This window comes from Psychrobacter sp. CX10 (genome assembly GCF_057621575.2).
Genome location: NZ_CM177736.1, coordinates 342,982 through 364,035, shown reverse-complemented (window position 1 = coordinate 364,035; position 21,054 = coordinate 342,982). Strand labels below are relative to the sequence as shown.

Sequence of the window (21,054 nt, the reverse complement as noted above, 5' to 3'; positions counted from 1 at the left end):
TCTAATACAGCCCCTAACACAGTTAATTATTTACTACCACAAATGAATCAGAATAGCCGCTATACGGCCGTATGCGTCCGTCAGACTTGGCTTTCCAATTGCCTTGATGGACTAACCGGTAGGTACCATGTGGGGCATCGAAAGGGATTCGCCACTGTATGATGATTTGACTGGATAATGCACCATCTCTTCTCCACGTATACAAAGTATCAAAATCTCGATCTGTTAAATTATCCCTCCATTCGTTCTGATAGAGACGTTGTACTTTTAAGAAAGTACCCCCTGTTTTTAAATTATTTTTGGGATGTGCGCCTCTAAATATCGTGGTTGCGACCTCGCCTACTTTATAGCTACTATCTGGCTGTGTGAGAACCTGCCCCCATGCCTGATCCTCGGGTTTGACATCATAGCGGGGTAATGAGCGTTCTCTAAAAGTCTCGCTACTGTTATCGGTTGCTGCGACCTCAAGGTTCAACTGCGCCAACGCATTTTGGTTATTAACCACGCCATCATGCATACTTTGGGCAAGCACATTGAACTCCTGTAAGTAGGCTGCCGCTTGATAAGGGCCATATTCGGTGGATGCGCCTTCATAAAGCTGCTGCGAATACTCCTCAACTGTGGTCAAGTAGCCATTATAGTGATTGGCAAGCCCATTAATGACGACGGTAACAACCCCCTTATCTTGTAATGGAGCAGAAATGGTGTTACGCAATCGTCGTCCGATTATTGTGGTCGGCTCGCCAGGTATACCAGCGATTGCCAAATTACCAATACGCATCAGCTGAAAAGGGTTTTGTGTGTCAGTCAAACCCCACGCTCCATTGGGTAGCAAGGTTCGTTTTTGACCTTGACACTCATCTTGGTACAGTCCAGACAATACATTAAATCCAGCCCTAACCACGCTGCCTTTAAAAGAGGTGTCTACCTGATTAATGCTGTCATTAACTCTAAACGTATCTTGTGTCATTCCCTCATAAATACCAGGTATGTCAGATGGTCCATTTTCCGCGCCTGCGGCAAATGAAAATCCGCGTGCCGGCGAGCATAGCTGTTTGGCGCCAGCACCATTTGTAAATTGTGCATCGACTTGGTAGCCTTCTAGATCCACCCAGCGTAAACGGGCATCAACAGGGCCTGTTAATGGCACGCCTTTATCCCAAAGATCAAGAGATTTCTCAAATTGTAGACTGCCATCTCGGATTACATTTGCCCATTCATCTTGACTGCCTTCATATCCTTCGCTCGAGTTGGCATTCCCCCCATTTGCCACCACATCCCCTTCATCCGCATTGGCAAAAGCTGCGACAAAATCAGGCGTAATAACCTCGTTTTCAAATTGATTTGATAATCGGGACTCCATAGTATTGGCATGATCGGATTGGTCAGTCTGGCTAAAATAGTTCTCCGCTTTTAGTTGCGCGTAGCCTTTATTATCAGCACTAAGGTGATTAAATTGATTACTAAAGCTTGTGGGATGTATAGCAAACCAATTTATCAGACCGAGCGGCTTACCGTGATAATTATCAAAACGAAGCTGCGTCATCACCTCATTTACGGTTGAGTCATAATGATGCGCGTCTTGGTTTTGATAATAAGCTTCAAGTGATCGATTGATGGTCGCGCCGACCAATCTTCCTTGAGCCAATGACAGATTACCCGGCGCCAATCCATTATGTGCTTGCACAATAGAGTCCACAATACCATTGACGATGGCTTCAAAGTTTTGCGAGCTATATCCATTTAGGGTGCTATCCATGCTTGCAAATTGATATAGGGTTTGGTGCGAATAGCCAGCATTACCCACATGCGTGTGAGTGGCTGTCAGCATGACATTATCATCTCGATACATATTGCCATACTTGGCTTTAAGACGTTTGATCACCGCACTTTTAACTGAATTAAACATTGCGCCCATGTCCGCCGATACATACACCACACGCCCTATAGAATGCGAAGAATGTTGCTGAGGCGAATCATCAATGATGTAAGCATGAGAATACAATCGATCGTTTAAACCTGACACCTCTTGGCGCGCGGCATAACCAAACATACCAGTTTCAGCAATTGCGCCCGTTATATCCGCCCGTCCCACACCTAATAAGTAATTATAATGACTAGAGCTTGATTTAATTGAGCTTGCTATGTTGGATTGTAATATGGTTTTGCCGTTTGAATCTGGTAGTGGTTCCAAATATGTATTGATGGTTTTTTTAGTTTGACCACTCATGTACGGTGCCGACTCTTTCATCAGTGCTAAGAGCGTAATCTGATTGTTTGATTGATGATCGATTTGCTTTTGATTCAACAAATCTTGCTGAGTATGGGCGGCTTGAGCAGCGTGTGCGCACAGACAAGTGAGCATAAAAAAATGGCTGTATAGTAATTTAGTCATCACAACTTAGTCGTCCTTGAATGAGTTGGGTCTAATTTTAATACTTAACAATTTTAGGTCGATACTTTTATTCATATTATCAATTATTTATACTCAGTATCTATGTGTTTTTAATCTACCATCTACCGACTTTAAAATGCTAGTTTTCATAAATTATTAATATTCAATTTCTATAATGCCTTGACATTAAAGCTTATAGGGTTATTATAAGCGCACTTAGACCGTAGTTTGATATAGTCAACGAACTACTTAACTGTTACGGCGTTAACCTCCCTAAGCCTACATAAGTAGTATTTGCACTGGGTTACCTTGTAAACATTTTAGACTTCTTTGACTTTATTTAAATACTCAATAGTCCTACTACATTCTAATTATTTTTATTAACTCAACTTATGGAGGAATCATCGTGTCCTATTTACCTAAAAAGACAGCAGTAAATGTTAAGTTTGCAGCAGTGTTAACCTCTAAAAAGTTTGGTTAATGGTTAGAATAAAGTCATGTGATTTATATTTTATAAATTCCTATTTCTAAACCAACTTCCTTTCCTAACTTCTCTTCGTTGTTGACACATTAATGATTTATTTAGCTACTGGATGTGCGTTAATCTCGCTCTGATCCAGCTTTATAATATCACGCCTGTTATCTTAAGTTTTAAGCTTATTGGTATGTCATTATCATCATATGTTTATCACCATTGTGATTCTAACTTGCGATTTAGCTATGTCGCTTTGCTATGTAGTTTATAACAATGCATTTGATAAATGGCTTTGATAATCAGCTTTGATCAATGGCTCTATTATAAGATTACGTTTACGCTGTCTTTCCCCTTCGATTTGTTATAAGAAAACAACACTAAAAAATAAAAACGTTCTATTCAAATCTTGATTTTATCTGCTGATATAAACGAGCAGTAAACATTTTTGATTTTCAGAATAGAACGGCGGTATTGCTTTGTCTGCAATAAAGTGCGTTTAGGTTTTAAATGAGCTACATATTGTCATTATCTGAACAAAGCTAATAGCTAAACTAAACTACCAGCTAAGAAACAACAGCTAACGCAGCAACTGACATAGCAATACTGAAAAACAGAATGGAAATATAAGCGATATGAGTATTCAACTTATTTTAAATGAAAATGGTAAACATGGTGTTCCAGTCAAAATTTATACGACTGACATCGAGCAAGGCGCTCTTCAGCAACTTAGGAGTATGGCACAACTAAAGTTTGTACATTCGCATATTGCCGTGATGCCTGATGTGCACGTGGGTAAAGGCGCTACGGTAGGCAGTGTTATACCAACCAAGTCTGCAATCATTCCTGCTGCGGTTGGTGTCGATATTGGCTGCGGTATGAACGCCGTACGGCTTTCACTTACAGCGAATGATCTACCCGGTAATCTAAAGCAGTTGCGCCAATTGATAGAACATCAAGTGCCTGTCGGCTTTAACAAGCACAAGCAAATCCAAGCAAAGGTTTCGACCCTCGACCCATTAGGTAATCGCTTAAAGCGTATTACGGATAAACATCCTGGCCTACTTAAAATGCTTAAAGGCTTTAACCTTACATGGGCAAAGCAGCTAGGAACACTGGGCGGCGGCAACCACTTTATTGAGCTTTGTCTTGATGAAAATAATGATGTTTGGGTGATGCTACACTCTGGTAGTCGCGGTATAGGTAACTGTATTGGACGCTACTTTATCGAACTGGCTAAAAAAGAGCGAGAATCACGTTTTGGTTATATACTAGATCGTGACCTGTCCTATTTCGCTGAGGGTTCAGATAGTTTTACAGATTATGTAGAAGCTGTTGAATGGGCACAAGATTATGCCTTGCAAAATCGTAAAGAAATGATGCGCCTGGTCATCAAGTCCATGCAATCACCACAGGCCAAACTGCCTAAATTTAGACTAACCAAAGAGGCCATTAATTGTCATCATAACTATGTCAATGAAGAGGTTCATTTTGGTGAAAGCGTCTATGTGACTCGTAAAGGGGCTATTAGTGCTTATGCAGGAGAGCTTGGGATTATACCCGGCTCGATGGGTGCAAAATCTTTTATTGTACGTGGTCTTGGCAATAGCGAATCGTTTTGCTCTTGCTCACATGGCGCTGGCCGTAAGATGAGCCGTGGTAAAGCGATCCGCAGCTTTAGCATAGATGAGCTAAAAGCTCAGACTAAAAATGTAGAATGCCGAAAAGATAAAGGCGTCATGGATGAAATCCCTGGTGCTTATAAAGACATAGACACGGTGATGAACAACCAATCCGACTTGGTGGAAGTGGTACACACCCTAAAACAAGTGATGTGTATTAAAGGATAACGTTCATTAAACACTGATAGTATTCAGTGATAGTTTAATAAAAGAATAGTTATCTTGGAAACTAAATATTAGATCTAAGTATCAAATATTAGTAACTATTTTAATAATCAAGACAAAGTACAGTCACTATTTATAAGAACTATTTATAGTACAAGGAGAATAAAAAATGTCCCAAGATTTTAATCATTGTCAATTAACACATTTTAATTTACGTGGAAATAGCTTGAGTCACTATTAAAGATCGCCTTTAGATTAACCTTAAGGCGATAACACTCACTAGGGGCTGTCTAGAATTAGTATATTAGTACTGGTGATAGCTAAAATTGGTTCAGACTAGGCGCAAACGGGCGCTAATGACCGAAGCGTATTGCACCTTGCCAAGCTTTGCAACAACGTCTGGAGCATTTTTAGCATCAGCCCTACTTGAGCAGTGCTTTGCTCGAGACCCGTTCTCAGTGACATATACTAATTCTAGACAGCCCCTATATTCCACTCCTAAATACGATAGGAATAGTATGAGTTTAAAAAATGAATTAAAGAAATCAAAGCAGATCCAGCGGCAGCTTGAAGATGATAAAATAATATCCTCAAGGCAAGTTGTGAAGCCGCGAAATTATTTAGCACTAAATCCATTAATAGAAAAAGGGGGTCTGCATGAACGAGACGATGTCAAATTAGCTCGGAAGAAACAGCGGCGTAAGACCAAACAGAGCTTACGTAAAACTAACTGGTTGTCAGACTCTAAGTCATAATACCAGCTGTATAGTCAGCGAACTACTAAACAGTTATGGCGTTAACCTCGCTAAGCCTACATAAGTAGTATTTGCACTCGGTTGCCTTGTAAACATTTTGACTTCTTTGACTATATTGAATGTATATCGTTAATTCTTAAATAAAAAAAGCCAGCCCTTAAAAATAAAGGCTGGCTTTTTGTATTAATAAATATTAAAAGCGCTTTTTAAAATCAGGAGGTAAATTCTGTTCTAAATCCTTCATTTGACGCTCCATATCTTCTTTACTCGGCATATTACTTGGGTCTAATCCAAACGGCGGCATACCGCCCGCATTACCTTTTGCGCTTTTAGCACCAGTATTACCGCCGCCAAATAAGGGCCCGCCGCCACCAGCACCGCCGCCGCCCATACCAGTTAATCCTTGCATGGCTTTCATCATTTTGCCCATGCCCTCAGGCTTAGACATCATTTTCATCATTTTAGCCATTTGTTTATGCTGCTTTAAAAGGCGGTTAATGTCTTGAATCTGTTTACCAGAGCCTGCCGCAATACGGCGTTTACGACTTGGGTTTATTTTGTCTGGGTTTTTACGCTCATAGGGCGTCATAGAGTTGATGAGCGCTTCCATTTCTTTTACTTTTTCTTCAGGCTTAGCTTCTTCAAGCGCTTCTTTCACGCCAGCACCGCTCATACCCGGTAACTTATCTAAAAAGCCTGTCATTCCGCCCATGTTTTTCATTTGCTGAAACTGAGTTAATAAATCCTCAAGGTCAAAGTTACCTCCCTTTTGGATTTTTTTCGCCATCTTCTCAGCTTTGTCGCGATCAATCTTCTGCTCGACCTCTTCGACCAAACTTAAGACATCACCCATACCCAAGATTCGTTGAGCAATACGCTCCGGATGAAAGGCTTCTAAAGCGTCAAGCTTCTCACCGCGACCTAAAAACTTAATCGGCTTTTCAGTAATGGCGCGTACTGACAAAGCAGCACCACCACGAGCATCACCATCTGTCTTGGTTAGTATAACGCCCGTTAAAGGCAATGCATCATTAAAGGCTTTTGCAGTATTCGCCGCGTCTTGACCGGTCATAGCGTCAACAACAAATAGCATTTCTGATGGATTGGCCGCAGCAGTCAATGCCTTGATCTCATCCATCATTTTCTCATCGATATGCAAGCGTCCTGCCGTATCGATGATAAGAATATCTTGATACTGAAGCTTTGCCTCTTCAATAGCACGTTTGGCAATATCGATTGGGTTTTCATCCGTTGTAGAATTGACAAACTTTGCATTTACTTGACCAGCAACCTGCTCTAACTGCTTAATTGCAGCTGGACGGTAGACGTCAGCTGACACCAGCATAACTTTTTTCTTATGGCGCTCTTGTAAATACTTTGCAAGCTTACCTGCTGTTGTCGTTTTACCTGCACCTTGAAGGCCTGCAAGTAGGTAGACCACAGGCGGTTTGCCCGTCATCTCTAACTGTTGATTGGCACTGCCCATCATTTCAGTCAGTTCATCATAAACTATCTTTACAAAGGCTTGACCAGGCGCAAGCTCTTTTAGCACCTCTTGGCCTAATGCCTCTTCTTTAACACGCTTTACAAAGTCGCGAGTGATGGGTAACGCAACATCAGCTTCTAACAGCGCCATGCGCACTTCACGAAGCGTGTCTTTTATATTATCTTCAGTCAGCTGGCCTGAACCTGATATCTTACGCAGGCTGCCAGAAAGTCTTTCGGTTAATGTATCAAACATATAAGGCTTCTCGATCAATCGTTTAAGTTATGAATTATAATATGGCTATATTTAATGTGTATGTGGCGATATGAGTATTATTATTTTAACAAATTCGCAAGTTTAACTATACTGCAATCGCTAATAAGACGTATTCTATGCTAAATTAACACTATATAATCAGATAAAAATTTGATTATCGTTAGTCTTTGCTCAACTAGATATTTAGCTGATTCAGACATTAAGATAAATTAGGCATAGAGCTAATGAATTATTGAATTGACGAATTATTGAATTAATTAGTTATCTTTGTGCACCTAGTATATCAAACATTATGTCGTCTAACTTGTTTACTGGATTTTAACTAGGGACTTTCATTAGCGACTTTCTTTGAAGATTTGCATTGGGGACTTAAACACCGTGTTGCTAGCTTTTACTATCGCGCTTATTGTTTACGTTATAGTGAGTTGCCACTTAATATGGGCACTGATTCGCATGAAACCCATTGCCAAAGGGTTCACTTTGGGGATGCTGTTAGTCGGTATCATTGCACATGGCATCGCTCTATACCCTAATATATTTACTATTTATGGGCTGAACTTTAACGTATTTAATATCGCCAGTCTTACCAGCTTTTATTTTCTATTATTTTACATTCTATTTAGTTTTTATCGTTCTATATTAAGCCTTGGCGTCATTGCCATGCCTGTCGCCATAGGGGGGCTTTGCTTAGGCTATTTTGCTAATGCACCTTACGATCCTATCACCAATATTAGCACAGGATTAGAAGCCCATATTATTCTATCTATTGCGGCCTACTGTGTCCTACTGATGGCAGCGGTACAAGCCATTATATTGCGATTCCAAATCAGAGAGCTTAAGCACAAAACCGCTCACCGCTTTTGGGTCAATAAACTGCCCTCATTACAAAGTATGGAATCTTTATTATTCGACATGATACTTGTAGGTTTTAGTATTCTGACCGTGGCACTGGCCATTGGCTTCATCTATGTAGAAGATCTGATGGCTCAGCATATTGCCCATAAAACCATACTAAGTTGTATATCATGGCTATTATTTGGCGGCCTATTAATTGGTCACTGGCGCTCAGGTTGGCGCGGGCGCCGTGCAGCCAATATGACGATAGTGGCCTTTATCATACTGGCTATTGGTTTTATTGGCAGTAAATTTGTTCTAGAACTACTGTTAACTTAGCAGCTTAACTTCTATGATTGTTGACTCATATTATGGGTTTATAGCGCCAAATACACGTCGCCAATACAGAAGTGGTATAAGGCATAGTCCGCCTAAAACGACACTTAGCGTAAAGTGACCCGTATATCCTAACCAATCTGCGATATAGCCACTGATTAAATGTGCCCCGCCACTAAATACCGTTAAAATACATACTTGCGTGGTAAAGTCGCTACCTGCTTTATCATGCCGTGCGTAATGCATTACCATCGTTAACATCGCAACTAGCGCAAGTGCTGCTGCCATGTGCTCAATCGCATTAGCCGCATATATCCACCAAAATGGGACGTGCTGTCTAAGTGCTATCCAATTAGGATGCTCAAAGCCTATGGCAACAATCATATATAGCGCGGTAGTCAAAGTTTGCAAACCATAAAACACTACTAAGGTATTTTGAGGTCTAAACCGTTTTAATAAAATAGCTGCTATGCCTGCACCAATTAATGACGCTATTGACCCCAGTACGCTTGCCCATAGGCCGATATCTCGTGTGGCAATGCCCATATCTACCATCATAGGCTTAACCATGCCGCTAGATATACCATCTACTACTTTGAATGTGAGTAGTACATAAAGCCATGCGCGCATATGCTTATTGGACCAAAAGTAGCTGTAATTCTCGCTAATATATCTTCCAATATCCGCAAAGCTAAACTTAAGATTCAATTGCGAATTTATTGCATTTTCTTTATCTCCATGCGTTTGATACACATCCAAATTAGCATCATGACATATTAGATTATGATCACCTTCTACCTTATGATCATAGTGTATATCACGTTTGTTTTCATCATACCGCCATATAGGGAGGGTGTTGAGCAAGATAAGTGCTGACATAGCAAAAAAGCTATAACGCCACGACCACTGGCTTAATACCAATAGAAAAACCCCACCGCCCAATATAAGCCCGAGCCGATACCCAATTACTTGCACCGCATTACCCATTCCCCGATAGGGGTTATGTGAGTGCTTTGTACCTACAGTCAGCGCATCACTCATATTAGACGCATTGGTGACGGTAGATATATTGTTGGATGCTGATAGGTCGTTAATATGTACCTTCATCTCACTTCTATTCGAAGCGCTTTTATTATCCTTATACAGTACGTTATTATGCGTGGCGTTAGTAGAGGATTGCGCGTAGGGTGGTAATTTAGTAATTGATCGAATCTCAGAGAGCGACCGGGTCGCCAATCCATCTGCTGCTACATCATGCGTGGCCCCACTCAAACTCAATAAAAACAAGAGCAAATAAATTGTCCATAACGTCGCCGGTGAGCTAAGTGCGTAAGGATCGAATAGACCTACCCAAGCCACTAATAGCGCTGATAGTAATTGAATCGGTATTATCCAGCTACGCGCCCGACCTATCGATTTGAAATAATATCTATCAACCAGTGGAGCCCATAAAAACTTCAATGACCAAGGGATCAGTATGAGTCCTGATAGGCCGATCATTTGTAACGACACGTTGTACTCTCTTAAAATTGCCGGCAACGCCTGCGTTATAAATCCAGAGGGCAATCCTTGTGCTAAGTATAAGGAGAGTAGTACAGCAAGTAAGGAATAAGGAGGTTGTGTGCTGCTTTGCACTGTAAACAGCTGGTATGGTTGTGAAGAGCTAGTCGCTGAGAGGTTTTGCTCTGAAGGCGCGTCTTTTGATACCTTACACATGGATGGTAGCTACCTATTTATACGGAGTGAGACTTAAAGATCGTGTAATTGATTTAACGTTTAACTGTTAGTGCTCAATAGACTCTCAGCGTTTTCTATATTGTTAGCATCTCTTATTTAAGAAGCTGATTAGAAGAAGCTGATAATTTTATTCAATAAAGATCTAAATATTAGGATACTACAAATTAATCCCTATCAAAAAAATGCCCTCAAAATGTTGAGGGCATTTATTTATAATCATTTCTTAAGCTTTTAAGCTTAGGTTTGTCTATTATTACGTATAAAGGAAATACGCTGTTAAGTTAAAGCATTATTGAGTTAATGTATTATTAAGTTAATGCATTACTGAATCAAAAATTATTGAATTAACGGATTTAGGCGAGTTTTCACTACCCCGCCATCAGGCGATGTGATGTTAAGCTCAACTTTATCACTGCTAGTACAGTTTTGCACATCGACGGCATACTTGACAACATCACTATTTAAAAATCCATTAGTCATAGTGCCATTTTGACTGTAGACTCGCATTAAATCGACAGAATTCGGAACTTCTTCATACCCAGATATCAACTCAGCATTACAATCTACACCGTCATCTGTTCTATCATCAGTAACGATAGACACATTAGTTCCTGAAGGCATAGGCAGAGTTAGCATACCATTGCCGTATAGACCAAATGTGATCGTATTGCTTGATTGATCATATTCCTTATTGACAATGGTTGGCGTACTCGCTGCAAATCCTAAAATTATCTGTTTGCGCAACACAGCATCTAAAGCATCATCACAAGTATTAGGACGGTTAGGCTGCGTAAACAGTGAAGGCGCACAAGATAAAGGATTACCTAATAAAGCGCGGCTATATTGATATTCTCCAATATCATACTGAAGATTTTCGTTATCATCGCGGAATAACGTGCCTATATTCTGTGTCAGCGTATCAACTCCCGGTGTATAAATGTTGTCTCCATTGACATCCAAATAGGCTTTATCCCCTTCTACATAGGCTAAGACACTAACGCGGCCGTCAGCAGGACGAGGGTTTTGAGAAGTTAACGTCACTGAACACTCGCCTTGATCGTCAGTAGCACAACTTGGTGTCACCGTACCGCCTTCGGTCACAAAGCTGACCACAGTGCCTTCTGGTACATAGTTACCCTGACGATCTGAAAGACGAACGACGATACCTGTACTTGATATGATGTCGTTTTGGATGACCGTGCGTTCTGGTGCAAGCGTGATGCGAAATTGAGCGGGTCGACCAGTTGCCACGGCTAAGTTTTTAGACAACGCAAAAACAGAAGGGTCAGCTTTTAACGCAGCTTTAAGCTCTACAGGACCTGGAAGATCACCAGGATAGACCGTCACGTTAATTTTACCTGAAGCATCACTGGTTAACGTCTGAGGGCTATTACGGTTACCATTTCTGACAAAACTAAAATCATTCGGTGCACGTAATAAATAAACGTCCACCTCTTGATTAGAAGCTGGCGTACCATTTGAGAAAACGGTAAATTCAATCTGACTACTACTCGCAGACCCACTACTTTTAGCACCTAATGTCATACCTGCTTCTGTGGTATAAATAATCGACGTAGCTTCGATTGCAGCTATGTTTACTGTGGTTTGTAAAGCAGAAGTACTGGCACTTGGTGCTGTAGCACTAATGGTATGTACACCTTCACAAAGCTGACCATTACTATCAACCGCTTTATAAGTCGTACTCACATTACCTTGGTTAGTTGATGATAATGAGGCGGTATCAAAGCTACCACATGTCGCGCTAAAGTTAACGCTGACATCGTTGGCAAACGCACCAGTTACTTGATCGGTAGTTTCAACAGTAACAAGGGTTGAGCCACCAGTTTCCAAATTGGTTTTGGCTGTCTGCAAGTTACTCAAGCGGACACTCACAGCTTGAATGGAATAAAAAGCATCAGCGGCATCACTGGTCATCCCATTATAAGTGGCCGTAGCTTTCATGGTGTAACTTCCCGTATCGGTATTTGATTCAGGCATGACAGATATAATCGCTTCACCATTGGTATTAGTGATTACTGCATTATTAGAACTACCGAACTGTACTTTCTCACCGGAAAAGGTGACTAAAGCTCCCGAGATGGGTTGACCTGCTTGATCCGTTACCGTTACTTTGGCAGTAACGCCATTACGATTAATAAATCGAGTATCATTTCCGTTTACATCCTTTATTGATATAATACTGACGTTCAATGACTCGATAGGACTTTGAGGATTAGATCCGCCATTGCCTGTTGCACCCCCATTACCTTGAGATCCTCCTTCAGGTAGCCCAGGCTTAACTGAATCAACGCCGCCGCTGTTATCACTACCGCCGCACCCTGCTAATGCTAGTGAGACTGTTAGCGCCGTTAATTGAAATACTCTAGCTGATCTAACCATCATGTTCTGTTTCCTAATATCCTAAGCTTACCGATTTGGAGTGATTTGTAAGTATGTTTATTAAATTGCTTATTTAAAGTTTAAAAAGGACCTATAAAGATCAAAATAAAGCAGTCGTCCATAACTTGTCATAACATTTTTAGCAGACATACCATCTACATAAATATACCATCTAAATAAATATAGTGTTTCGCAATATGTTCTAAGATATAATTTACTGTTTTTAATGGTTACTTACAACAAAAATAGTATCATTAAGATCAAATACAGTTAGTATATACGAAATTTGACACTATCTTATAATTAAAACTTAATTTATGCGTGGTATTGTGCGATAATCTTTTAACAATTTATTTGATAAATATCTGATTGTATGGTATAAATACGCCCTTAAAAATTTTAGTAAGGTCACCCACTTTTTTCGTTGTGGCGTTAAAAAGTTATGACCGCAAACTTTCTGTTAACATTTTATTCAAGTATCAATCTTATGTGTCCATAGCCGCATATCGAATTGTTATTTTGAGTAGGTAAGACACCTTATTTATAAAGCATGATTAGCATGCTTTTCGTTATGTCTTACAACTATATTAGGAGTCCGTCATGTCTCGAGTATGTCAAGTGACAGGAAAGCGCCCTCAGGTGGGTAACAATGTTTCGCACGCGCTTAACAGAACCCGTCGTCGCTTTCTTCCAAATCTACATAATCATCGTTTTTGGGTAGAATCTGAAAATCGTTTTGTTCGTCTTCGTGTTTCTGCTAAAGGTATGCGTATTATCGATAAGCAAGGTATTGATAAAGTTCTTGCTGATTTACGCGCTAAAGGTGAAAAAGTTTAGTCTTTTAATCGACTAGCAAGATGACTCGCTTTTAGTCATCGTATTTTACAAATTAATAGGAATGCATCATGAGAGACAAGATTAAGTTAGTATCTACTGCTGGTACAGGTTACTTCTATACCACTACCAAAAACAAACGTACTATGCCTGGCAAAATGGAAATCAAAAAGTTTGATCCTAAAGCCCGCAAACACGTTATTTTTAAAGAAGCTAAAATCAAATAGTGTTCTAATGTCTTTTGACAATATAACGCTATAAAAAAGGTGATTATCAAATGATAATCTCCTTTTTTAATGGATGAATATTTAATGTTAGTTTGTTATGTTACTTTTATTGATTATAGATCGCTAGTTATAGATTTATAGTTGTAGATTTATAGACTCAAACGTATTTATCTAGTGAAATCTTTTGATGTTATTAAATTAGCTGTAATGCTCAGGCTCTTCATCATAAACGTTAGCGTGCCACTGCCCTACTTGCTTTTTCATAACAGCCTGAATAGCAGCGTGGACCATTTGATGTCCCACAAATTGAACATCACTACCTAGCATATCTTGTACTTTATCAGAAAAATTGATTGTCAATAGTGGGTTGTCCGCATCGCCTGCATCACGTAAAACGATCATTCCATCCACGTCTTCGATAAGCTCAAGCACCGTCTCTTGTGCGAACCCTTTACGTTTGGTCGAGCGCTCTCCAGTATCTGTATCAATATCGATATTTATATTACTGTCGTTGTCAAAATCAAATACCATTCCCTATTAACCTCATATCGCGTTTTAATATATTGCTTAGCATTTTAACGTATAGCATCTAATCGTTTTGCTTTAAACTTAGCTTTACAATTAAAGTCTGTCTATAAACAATGGACGCTAATGACACAAATTTCAAGGTTTATTTAGCTTAAGCTCAATTTAAGCCATAACTTACAACATACATTCATATATCCGTAATATGGCCTAACGCCAATAGCGTAGTTTGGCTAAGGTAAATAATAGCGCAACAAACATACCAAGATAGTATGCATTTTTAAGCTCAAAAGTTGGATCACGGTATTTAAAAGGCAAGGCTACCACAGCTGTGGCGGTAGGAACTATGATTAACATGAATAACCACTGCTCAAGCACGGCAAGCCAGCCCTGTAGGTCAGTACCTTGACGTAAACTTGATAAACCGAACAATAAGCATCCAATAATAAGGGCTATTATGAGTCCTTTAGGAATGTCTTTTGGATAAGGATAATAAAAAGAGCGCGGGTCAAATATTGACAAATGAATTCCTTAACGAGTCTTCATATAATTAGGTTAATACAACGATATGTACCCATTCTCAAACTAAAGTTTAAAAATAGGTCCCGATTATTTAACTATAAGTTCCCATTAGCCATAGCATGGTGACACATGAGGTTAACCAGCCTAAAGTCAACGCATTTCGGCGCTGAATATTCATATTATTGAGTTTATTCATAATTAGCGCCCCAACCCAAAACAGTAAAGGGATACCAATTACAAATAAAGGGACTATAACAGCGGCATGCCGTAACACCTCATTTAAAGGGTCACCAAAGATTAATCTAAAAACATAACCTGCTATGCTTAATACCAATGAGAATAAAAACAAACCAATAGTAAAATTTTTGGGTACTAAACTGGGTTGCTTTTGAGGATTTACGGGTTGTTTTTTTAAAGTTGTATTGTCAGTCATTTCATCTCTTTATATGTCAAATTAATACCTTTTTTGAAGATAACCTATCCTTATTAACTCGCTGAGCCTACAATAAGTAGTGTTTAGACTCATTGTAGCTTTTGCACTCGTTTTACTCGATATGATAGTTTTCAGAATTGGTATAACTAAACTTTTGTGGCGCCAACCAAGCTGAGCTCATGGCGCATTGCATCGATGGCTTGCTTATAGTCAGGCTGATTAAAGATGGCTGAACCTGCTACAAACATATCTGCACCTGATTCTGCAATCGCACGTATATTGTTAACTTTAACCCCGCCATCTACCTCTAATCTAATGTTTCGACCACTGGCGTTAATCCGTTCTCGCACTTGGGTAATCTTATCAAGCGTCCCTTCAATAAACGATTGACCGCCGAACCCAGGGTTAACACTCATTAGTAGTATCTGATCGACTTTATCAATGACATAATCTAAATAATGTAGCGGTGTGGCAGGATTAAATACAAGCCCGCACTCAGCGCCGCCATCTTTGATGATTTGCAATGAACGGTCGATATGATGCGTCGCTTCTGGATGAAAAGTTATAAAACTAGCCCCTGCTTCTAAGAACTGCTCAATCATACTATCTACAGGTGAAACCATTAAGTGAACATCAATTGGCGCCTCAACCCCATAATCGCGTAAGGCTTTACAAATCATACTTCCAAACGTTAAGTTTGGCACATAATGATTGTCCATGACATCAAAGTGAATAACATCGGCACCCGCTTCAAGGACTGCTTCTACCTCTTCTCCTAAACGCGCAAAGTCGGCTGAAAGAATAGAGGGGGCAATAAGAAAGTCTGATTGACTAGCGTTAGAAGCTGCGGATTGTGTACTGCTCATACGATTTCTCAAAATAAAGGTTTAATTTTTGGATAATAAAAAAGGCGTTATTCTATAGTTAATTAAATTAGGGAGCTTTAGCCATCCTATTAGCCCCCGTTATTATAACAGCTATCCATGAATCAAAGCGGCGTTATAGTGATGTTCAACATGATCATCAATAATGCTTTGGATAAAATAATAACTGTGGTCAAATCCTGCGTGATAACGAAGTGTTAGGGGCTGGTCAACATCTTGGCAAGCTGCTTGCAGGGCTTCAGGACGAAGTGCGCCTTCTTTATAGAAATCGTCGGCTCCGCCTTGATCAACTAATAATGAGGTATACTTTTTGCCTGCCTCTTTAATGGCAGTCACCGCATCATATTGTGACCAACTTAAACCCCCTTGGTTGGAATCTGCACCGAAATAAGCTTCAAATGCCGCTTTACCCCAGTCCGATTCACTAGCAACACTGACAGGTGCAATGGCAGACACGCTGACAAACTTACTTGGATATTTGAATCCAAACATGATGGACCCATGCCCGCCCATGGAATGACCTGTAATACCTATACTGCTTATAGAGAATTGACTCCGAACCAGCTCATAAAATTCATTAATGATATAACTGTGCATTTGAAAGTTATCTGCCCAAGGCGCTAGTTTGGCATCCACATAATAACTTGCGCCTTGACCCACAAAGTAACGGTCATCATCTGGCAAATCTTCCCCTTTTGGCGACGTATCTGGCGCAATAAAAATCATGCCAAGCTCGCTACATCTTTGCTGAAAGTGCGCTTTATGAGTCACATTATCAGGGCTACACGTTAACCCAGATAAGTATAGGATTGCTGGGCAAGTCTTACCCGCTAAGGCCTCATCAGGTAAGTAAATACTAAACGTCATTTCTGATTGGGTAGTACTAGATTGATGAGTATAATAATGCTGCTCACCATGATAACAACGATTATTACTCTTTAAACTTAAAGCTGACATATCAGTATTCCTATCAAACAGTGGGTTTATATCAAACGGGTACTCAATAGATGAGTAATTAGGCATCAAAGATTAAGTCATTCAAAGTAATGTAATTTTGCTACATATCATATTAGCGTACTTTTTAGGGTAATTTATTGAAGTTATGGCAGTTATCTAAGCAGTTATTTTGATTAATACAATATCTTTATCTTATAGATCAAAAGATAAGGTTAATTAAAGCAGACTAAATTCATTAAATTTTTTAAATGGTTATATATTATTGGTTTTAATTCTTATTAAATTTACGCTTATGATTCTAGCATATACTCATAAGGAGATATGAACCGTTAACAAGATCATAAAGGTGTTGTCTTATTAATTATTTTATAACCTTTCATAGCTATTAATAAGCAAAAAAAAGAGACCTATAAGGTCTCTTTAACTATTTAGTTTATTAAAACTATTTAGTTTATTAAAACAACTCACTCACCAACGATATCCGGACGGTCATGTCCTAACCAAGCATATATGGCTCCGCCTATCGCTGCACCAATGATTGGTGCTACCCAAAATAGCCATAGTTGTGATATAGAATCACCACCTACGAATAATGCAACCGCAGTAGAGCGTGCAGGATTAACAGAAGTATTGGTGATTGGAATACTAATTAAGTGAATTAAAGTTAAACCTAAACCAATAGCAATAGGCGCAAACCCGACTGGTGCATTCTTATGAGTGGAGCCCATAATAATAAGTAGGAATACAGCAGTAAGTACAATTTCAGCAATGAATGCTGCTGTCATACTGTAGCCGCCTGGTGAAAAGTCGCCAAAGCCATTGGTAGCGAACGCACCGGCACTGCTCGCATCAATGGCAAAGCCCGCTTGACCCGTAGCAATAAGGTAAATAATAAACGCTCCAAGAGCACCGCCTAATACTTGCGCAATAATATATCCTGGTAATTGAGAAGCAGGAAATCGTTTGCCTACCATAAGACCTATACTAACTGCAGGATTGAAATGTCCGCCTGAAATATGACCGAATGTATAAGCGCCTGTCAATACGGTTAGACCAAATGCCAATGCCACACCGACAAACCCTATACCTAATGGGTTACCGTCTCCCCCAAAGTTAGCAGCAAATACCGCACTACCACAGCCCCCTAATACTAGCCACATCGTCCCTAAGAATTCTGCTGCCAGTTTCCTTGTATTAGTCATATCTTCGTTCCTTGAAATAAGACGATAATCGTCTTTTTTATTAGTTATTTTTATTCTAAATATTCAGTAAGTTGAATATTTAGCCAATCTCTATAGCAGTTATTTAAGTCCATTCATTATAAGTTTTAAAGAGTAACCAATGCACTCAAATAAACATACAATACGATATTAACGTCACTCGAATAGCTTGTCAAACTAGTAATGGATGCTATCTTTAGATAGTATTCTCAGCAGTTCTATAACCTGATAGATAGCTTTAACTGATGATATTGTACCTATATTTAACTTATATTGTACCTATATTTAACTTTGTAAGCTAAAAAACTGTATTATCTTCTATTTAAACTATTCGATGCCTGATTAAAAGCCATAAAAATTATAGTAGAAAAATAACTATATAGTCTAACGGTTATAGACTTGTTGCTTATCAATCACTTTAGGAGACAATAAAAACATGACTACTCAAATAGCACCTGAAGCAAAAGAAGTCTTGGACTTCTGGTTTGATCCAGACAACCAGCCTTATTGGTTCGAAAAAAATGATAACTTTGATCATAAAATTAGGGAAAAGTTTTTAGATACCCTACTATCGGCAAGGCTTGGAGAGTGTGCTCATTGGCGTGATACGTCTCAAGGCGCATTAGCTGAAATAATTGTACTTGACCAATTCTCTCGCAATCTATTTAGAGACTCCCCTGATGCCTTTGCTCAGGATGATATGGCGTTGGTATTAGCACAGGAATTAGTAAAACGTGATGACTATACTGACATCCCTTTACAGCGTAGGAAGTTTGCAATTATGCCCTTTATGCATTCTGAATCTGCCAAAATTCATGAGCAAGGTTTGCCGCTATTTAAGGCTTTAGACGATGACTATACCTTAAAATATGAGATTAGACACAAAGAAATCATTGATCGATTTGGGCGTTATCCGCATCGCAATGATGTGCTAGATAGAGATTCTACAGATGAAGAGATAGAATTTTTAAAGCAGCCTAATTCATCGTTCTAAAATCTAATAATGCAAAAATTTGAATTAAAACATAAAAACCCAACTTGATATAAAAGTTGGGTTTATTAATTTATCAACTGTCATCACATGGCAGTTTATTCTATAGGCATACTCTAAGCATAGCTTTTTGAATAAGTTAAACTAAACTGTCACTTCCAACTCTTCTTTCATCATTTCTACAATTTTGAATTTTTGGATTTTACCTGTGACCGTCATCGGATACGCATCAACAAAACGTATGTACGTTGGTATCTTAAAATGCGCTATTTGGTTATAGCAAAAGTCGCGTATTTCTTGCTCTGTTATGCTCTGATCCGCTTTTGGAATAATCCACGCTGCGAGCACCTCCCCGTAACGCTCATCAGGCACGCCTACAATTTGTACGTCTGATATTTTTGGATGACGATATAAATAGTTTTCTACTTCGATCGGATAAATATTTTCTCCACCTCTAATAATCATATCTTTACTGCGTCCAACAATAGAGATGTAACCTTGTTCATCCATACTGCCCAAATCACCGGTATGCATCCACCCATTTACGATAGCTTCATTGGTTTTTACAGTATCATTCCAGTAGCCTTTCATCACCGCGTACCCTTTCGTCATCACCTCGCCTACTTCATCGATGGGCAAGGTTTCGCCAGTTTCGGGATCAACGATTTTTACCTCTAGATGAGGTTGTACCACGCCTACGGTGGTAATACGCTTTTCAAATTCTGTGGTCGGCAAGGTTTGCGTCGACTTCGGACTGGTTTCGGTCATACCATAAGCGATAGTGAGCTCACTCATGTGCATGTCGTCGATAATTCTCTGCATGAGTTCATGCGGGCAACTTGCGCCACCGGTGACACCGCTACGCAGACTGGTCAAATCATATTTTGAAAACTCAGGATGGTTGAGCACCGCTAAAAACATACTAGGCACACTATGTAATAGAGTACAGCGCTCTTCGCTCACCGCTTTTAATACCTGTAATGGGTCAAAGCTGGCACTTGGATACACGAGTGAACCGCCGTGCGACAACATGGTTAGATTACCCAATACCATTGCAAAGCAGTGATATAACGGTAGTGGTAAGCATAACTTATCATCAGATGATAAACATAATGCTTCACCGAGATGATAGGCATTGTTTAATAGATTCCTATGCGTTAGCGTCGCACCTTTTGGCGTGCCTGTTGTCCCACTGGTAAATTGAATATTAATGGCATCATTAGCATCAAGCTTGCTCTGCCGCTTTGCTAACTCAGGATCATTGCTGTCTCCTTCTGCCATCCAATCTGTAAACTTCTGCATGAAGTTAAACGATTCTTGAGTATCCGGTGGATCAATCCATATGAGACGCTTTAGATTAGGTAATGAATCAAGCGCTAAGTTTTCAAATTGCTGATGATAAATCTCAGGTGCCATTTCTTGAACCATTTGTACATAATCACTGGTTTTAAAATGTCGCATAAACACCAAAACCTTACAATCTACTTTATTTAAAGCGTATTGAAGCTCAGATATGCGGTAGGCTGGATTGATATTGACCAAAATAAGACCTGCCTTGGCGGTGGCAAGCTGCATCAACAACCATTCAATATTATTATGCGACCAAATGCCAATTCGATCACCAACTTCTAAGCCCATTTTGATCATACTACTGGCAAGCTGATTGGACTGCTGCTGCAATTGTTGATAAGTTAATCGGATGTCTTGATGGCGAGATACTATCGCTTCTTTATCGGGATACTGTGTCACAACTTTGTCAAAATAGTCACCAATAGTATCTTCAATTAAAGGCGTATCAGTCGGGCCACTATCATGGCTGATAATTAGTGGGGCATTTTTGGAAGCGGCATTCGGGTATCGCTGATGTAAAAGGTCTCTGAACATATAAACTCTCCTTGTCAATATATAAACCGAGCTAAAACT

General features: G+C 39.6%; 17 protein-coding genes. 6 read left to right on the top strand and 11 right to left on the bottom strand.

Features of this window, described 5'->3' with window-relative positions:
- Positions 1 to 22: 22 nt before the first annotated feature.
- Positions 23 to 2,395 carry a neutral/alkaline non-lysosomal ceramidase N-terminal domain-containing protein gene (locus AC21OH_RS01455; protein ID WP_487370454.1) on the bottom strand — a complete coding sequence of 791 codons (2,373 nt, stop codon included), beginning with the start codon at positions 2,393 to 2,395 and terminating at the stop codon, positions 23 to 25.
- A gap of 1,107 nt (positions 2,396 to 3,502) precedes the next feature.
- Here AC21OH_RS01455 and AC21OH_RS01450 point away from each other — a divergent pair.
- Positions 3,503 to 4,717 (top strand): RtcB family protein, encoded by a 1,215-nt coding sequence (locus AC21OH_RS01450; protein WP_487370455.1) that lies wholly within the window; start codon positions 3,503 to 3,505, stop codon positions 4,715 to 4,717.
- Positions 4,718 to 5,070: 353 nt separating this feature from the next.
- Positions 5,071 to 5,469, top strand: a complete 399-nt coding sequence (locus AC21OH_RS01445; RefSeq protein WP_487370456.1) for a hypothetical protein — start codon at positions 5,071 to 5,073, stop codon at positions 5,467 to 5,469.
- 193 nt (positions 5,470 to 5,662) lie between these two features.
- Here the strand turns inward: AC21OH_RS01445 and ffh are convergent, their stop codons facing one another.
- Entirely contained in the window at positions 5,663 to 7,210 is a 1,548-nt protein-coding gene (gene ffh / locus AC21OH_RS01440; protein ID WP_487370457.1) for a signal recognition particle protein, read from the bottom strand.
- A 399-nt stretch (positions 7,211 to 7,609) separates the two neighbouring features.
- Between ffh and AC21OH_RS01435 the strand changes: the two genes are divergently transcribed.
- The gene (locus tag AC21OH_RS01435) at positions 7,610 to 8,404 is read left to right on the top strand and encodes a cytochrome C assembly family protein (protein ID WP_486536610.1); all 795 of its coding nucleotides are present in this window, start codon (positions 7,610 to 7,612) and stop codon (positions 8,402 to 8,404) included.
- A 30-nt stretch (positions 8,405 to 8,434) separates the two neighbouring features.
- On the opposite strand, the gene AC21OH_RS01430 is transcribed toward AC21OH_RS01435, so the two are convergent.
- Together AC21OH_RS01430 and AC21OH_RS01425 are read right to left on the bottom strand one after the other, a co-directional pair.
- Positions 8,435 to 10,117 (bottom strand): MFS transporter, encoded by a 1,683-nt coding sequence (locus AC21OH_RS01430; protein WP_487370458.1) that lies wholly within the window; start codon positions 10,115 to 10,117, stop codon positions 8,435 to 8,437.
- Between the two features lie 357 nt (positions 10,118 to 10,474).
- Positions 10,475 to 12,541, bottom strand: a complete 2,067-nt coding sequence (locus AC21OH_RS01425; protein WP_487370459.1) for a hypothetical protein — start codon at positions 12,539 to 12,541, stop codon at positions 10,475 to 10,477.
- 597 nt (positions 12,542 to 13,138) lie between these two features.
- Between AC21OH_RS01425 and rpmB the strand changes: the two genes are divergently transcribed.
- A complete protein-coding gene (gene rpmB, locus AC21OH_RS01420) occupies positions 13,139 to 13,375 on the top strand; it encodes a 50S ribosomal protein L28 (RefSeq protein ID WP_486536607.1) in 237 nt (78 codons plus the stop codon).
- Positions 13,376 to 13,443: 68 nt separating this feature from the next.
- Positions 13,444 to 13,599 carry a 50S ribosomal protein L33 gene (rpmG, locus tag AC21OH_RS01415; RefSeq protein WP_486536606.1) on the top strand — a complete coding sequence of 52 codons (156 nt, stop codon included), beginning with the start codon at positions 13,444 to 13,446 and terminating at the stop codon, positions 13,597 to 13,599.
- Positions 13,600 to 13,797: 198 nt separating this feature from the next.
- Here rpmG and AC21OH_RS01410 read toward each other — a convergent pair whose 3' ends face one another.
- The 6 genes from AC21OH_RS01410 to aqpZ all read right to left on the bottom strand — a co-directional run bounded on the left by AC21OH_RS01410 (position 13,798) and on the right by aqpZ (position 18,122).
- On the bottom strand, positions 13,798 to 14,130 hold the full coding sequence (locus AC21OH_RS01410; RefSeq protein ID WP_486536605.1) for a hypothetical protein: 333 nt from the start codon (positions 14,128 to 14,130) through the stop codon (positions 13,798 to 13,800).
- Between the two features lie 204 nt (positions 14,131 to 14,334).
- A complete protein-coding gene (locus AC21OH_RS01405; protein WP_486536604.1) occupies positions 14,335 to 14,646 on the bottom strand; it encodes a hypothetical protein in 312 nt (103 codons plus the stop codon).
- A 91-nt stretch (positions 14,647 to 14,737) separates the two neighbouring features.
- A complete protein-coding gene (locus tag AC21OH_RS01400; RefSeq protein ID WP_487370460.1) occupies positions 14,738 to 15,079 on the bottom strand; it encodes a hypothetical protein in 342 nt (113 codons plus the stop codon).
- Between the two features lie 146 nt (positions 15,080 to 15,225).
- Positions 15,226 to 15,945, bottom strand: coding sequence for a ribulose-phosphate 3-epimerase (rpe, locus tag AC21OH_RS01395; RefSeq protein WP_487370461.1), 720 nt, complete (start codon positions 15,943 to 15,945; stop codon positions 15,226 to 15,228).
- A 111-nt stretch (positions 15,946 to 16,056) separates the two neighbouring features.
- Positions 16,057 to 16,920 (bottom strand): S-formylglutathione hydrolase, encoded by an 864-nt coding sequence (gene fghA, locus AC21OH_RS01390; protein WP_486536601.1) that lies wholly within the window; start codon positions 16,918 to 16,920, stop codon positions 16,057 to 16,059.
- Between the two features lie 464 nt (positions 16,921 to 17,384).
- Positions 17,385 to 18,122, bottom strand: a complete 738-nt coding sequence (gene aqpZ / locus AC21OH_RS01385; protein ID WP_486536600.1) for an aquaporin Z — start codon at positions 18,120 to 18,122, stop codon at positions 17,385 to 17,387.
- 454 nt (positions 18,123 to 18,576) lie between these two features.
- On the opposite strand from aqpZ, the gene AC21OH_RS01380 reads away from it, so the two are divergent.
- Positions 18,577 to 19,134 carry a DUF924 family protein gene (locus tag AC21OH_RS01380; RefSeq protein ID WP_486536599.1) on the top strand — a complete coding sequence of 186 codons (558 nt, stop codon included), beginning with the start codon at positions 18,577 to 18,579 and terminating at the stop codon, positions 19,132 to 19,134.
- A gap of 141 nt (positions 19,135 to 19,275) precedes the next feature.
- Here AC21OH_RS01380 and AC21OH_RS01375 read toward each other — a convergent pair whose 3' ends face one another.
- Entirely contained in the window at positions 19,276 to 21,015 is a 1,740-nt protein-coding gene (locus AC21OH_RS01375) for an AMP-binding protein (RefSeq protein ID WP_487370462.1), read from the bottom strand.
- Between the last annotated feature and the right edge of the window lie 39 nt (positions 21,016 to 21,054).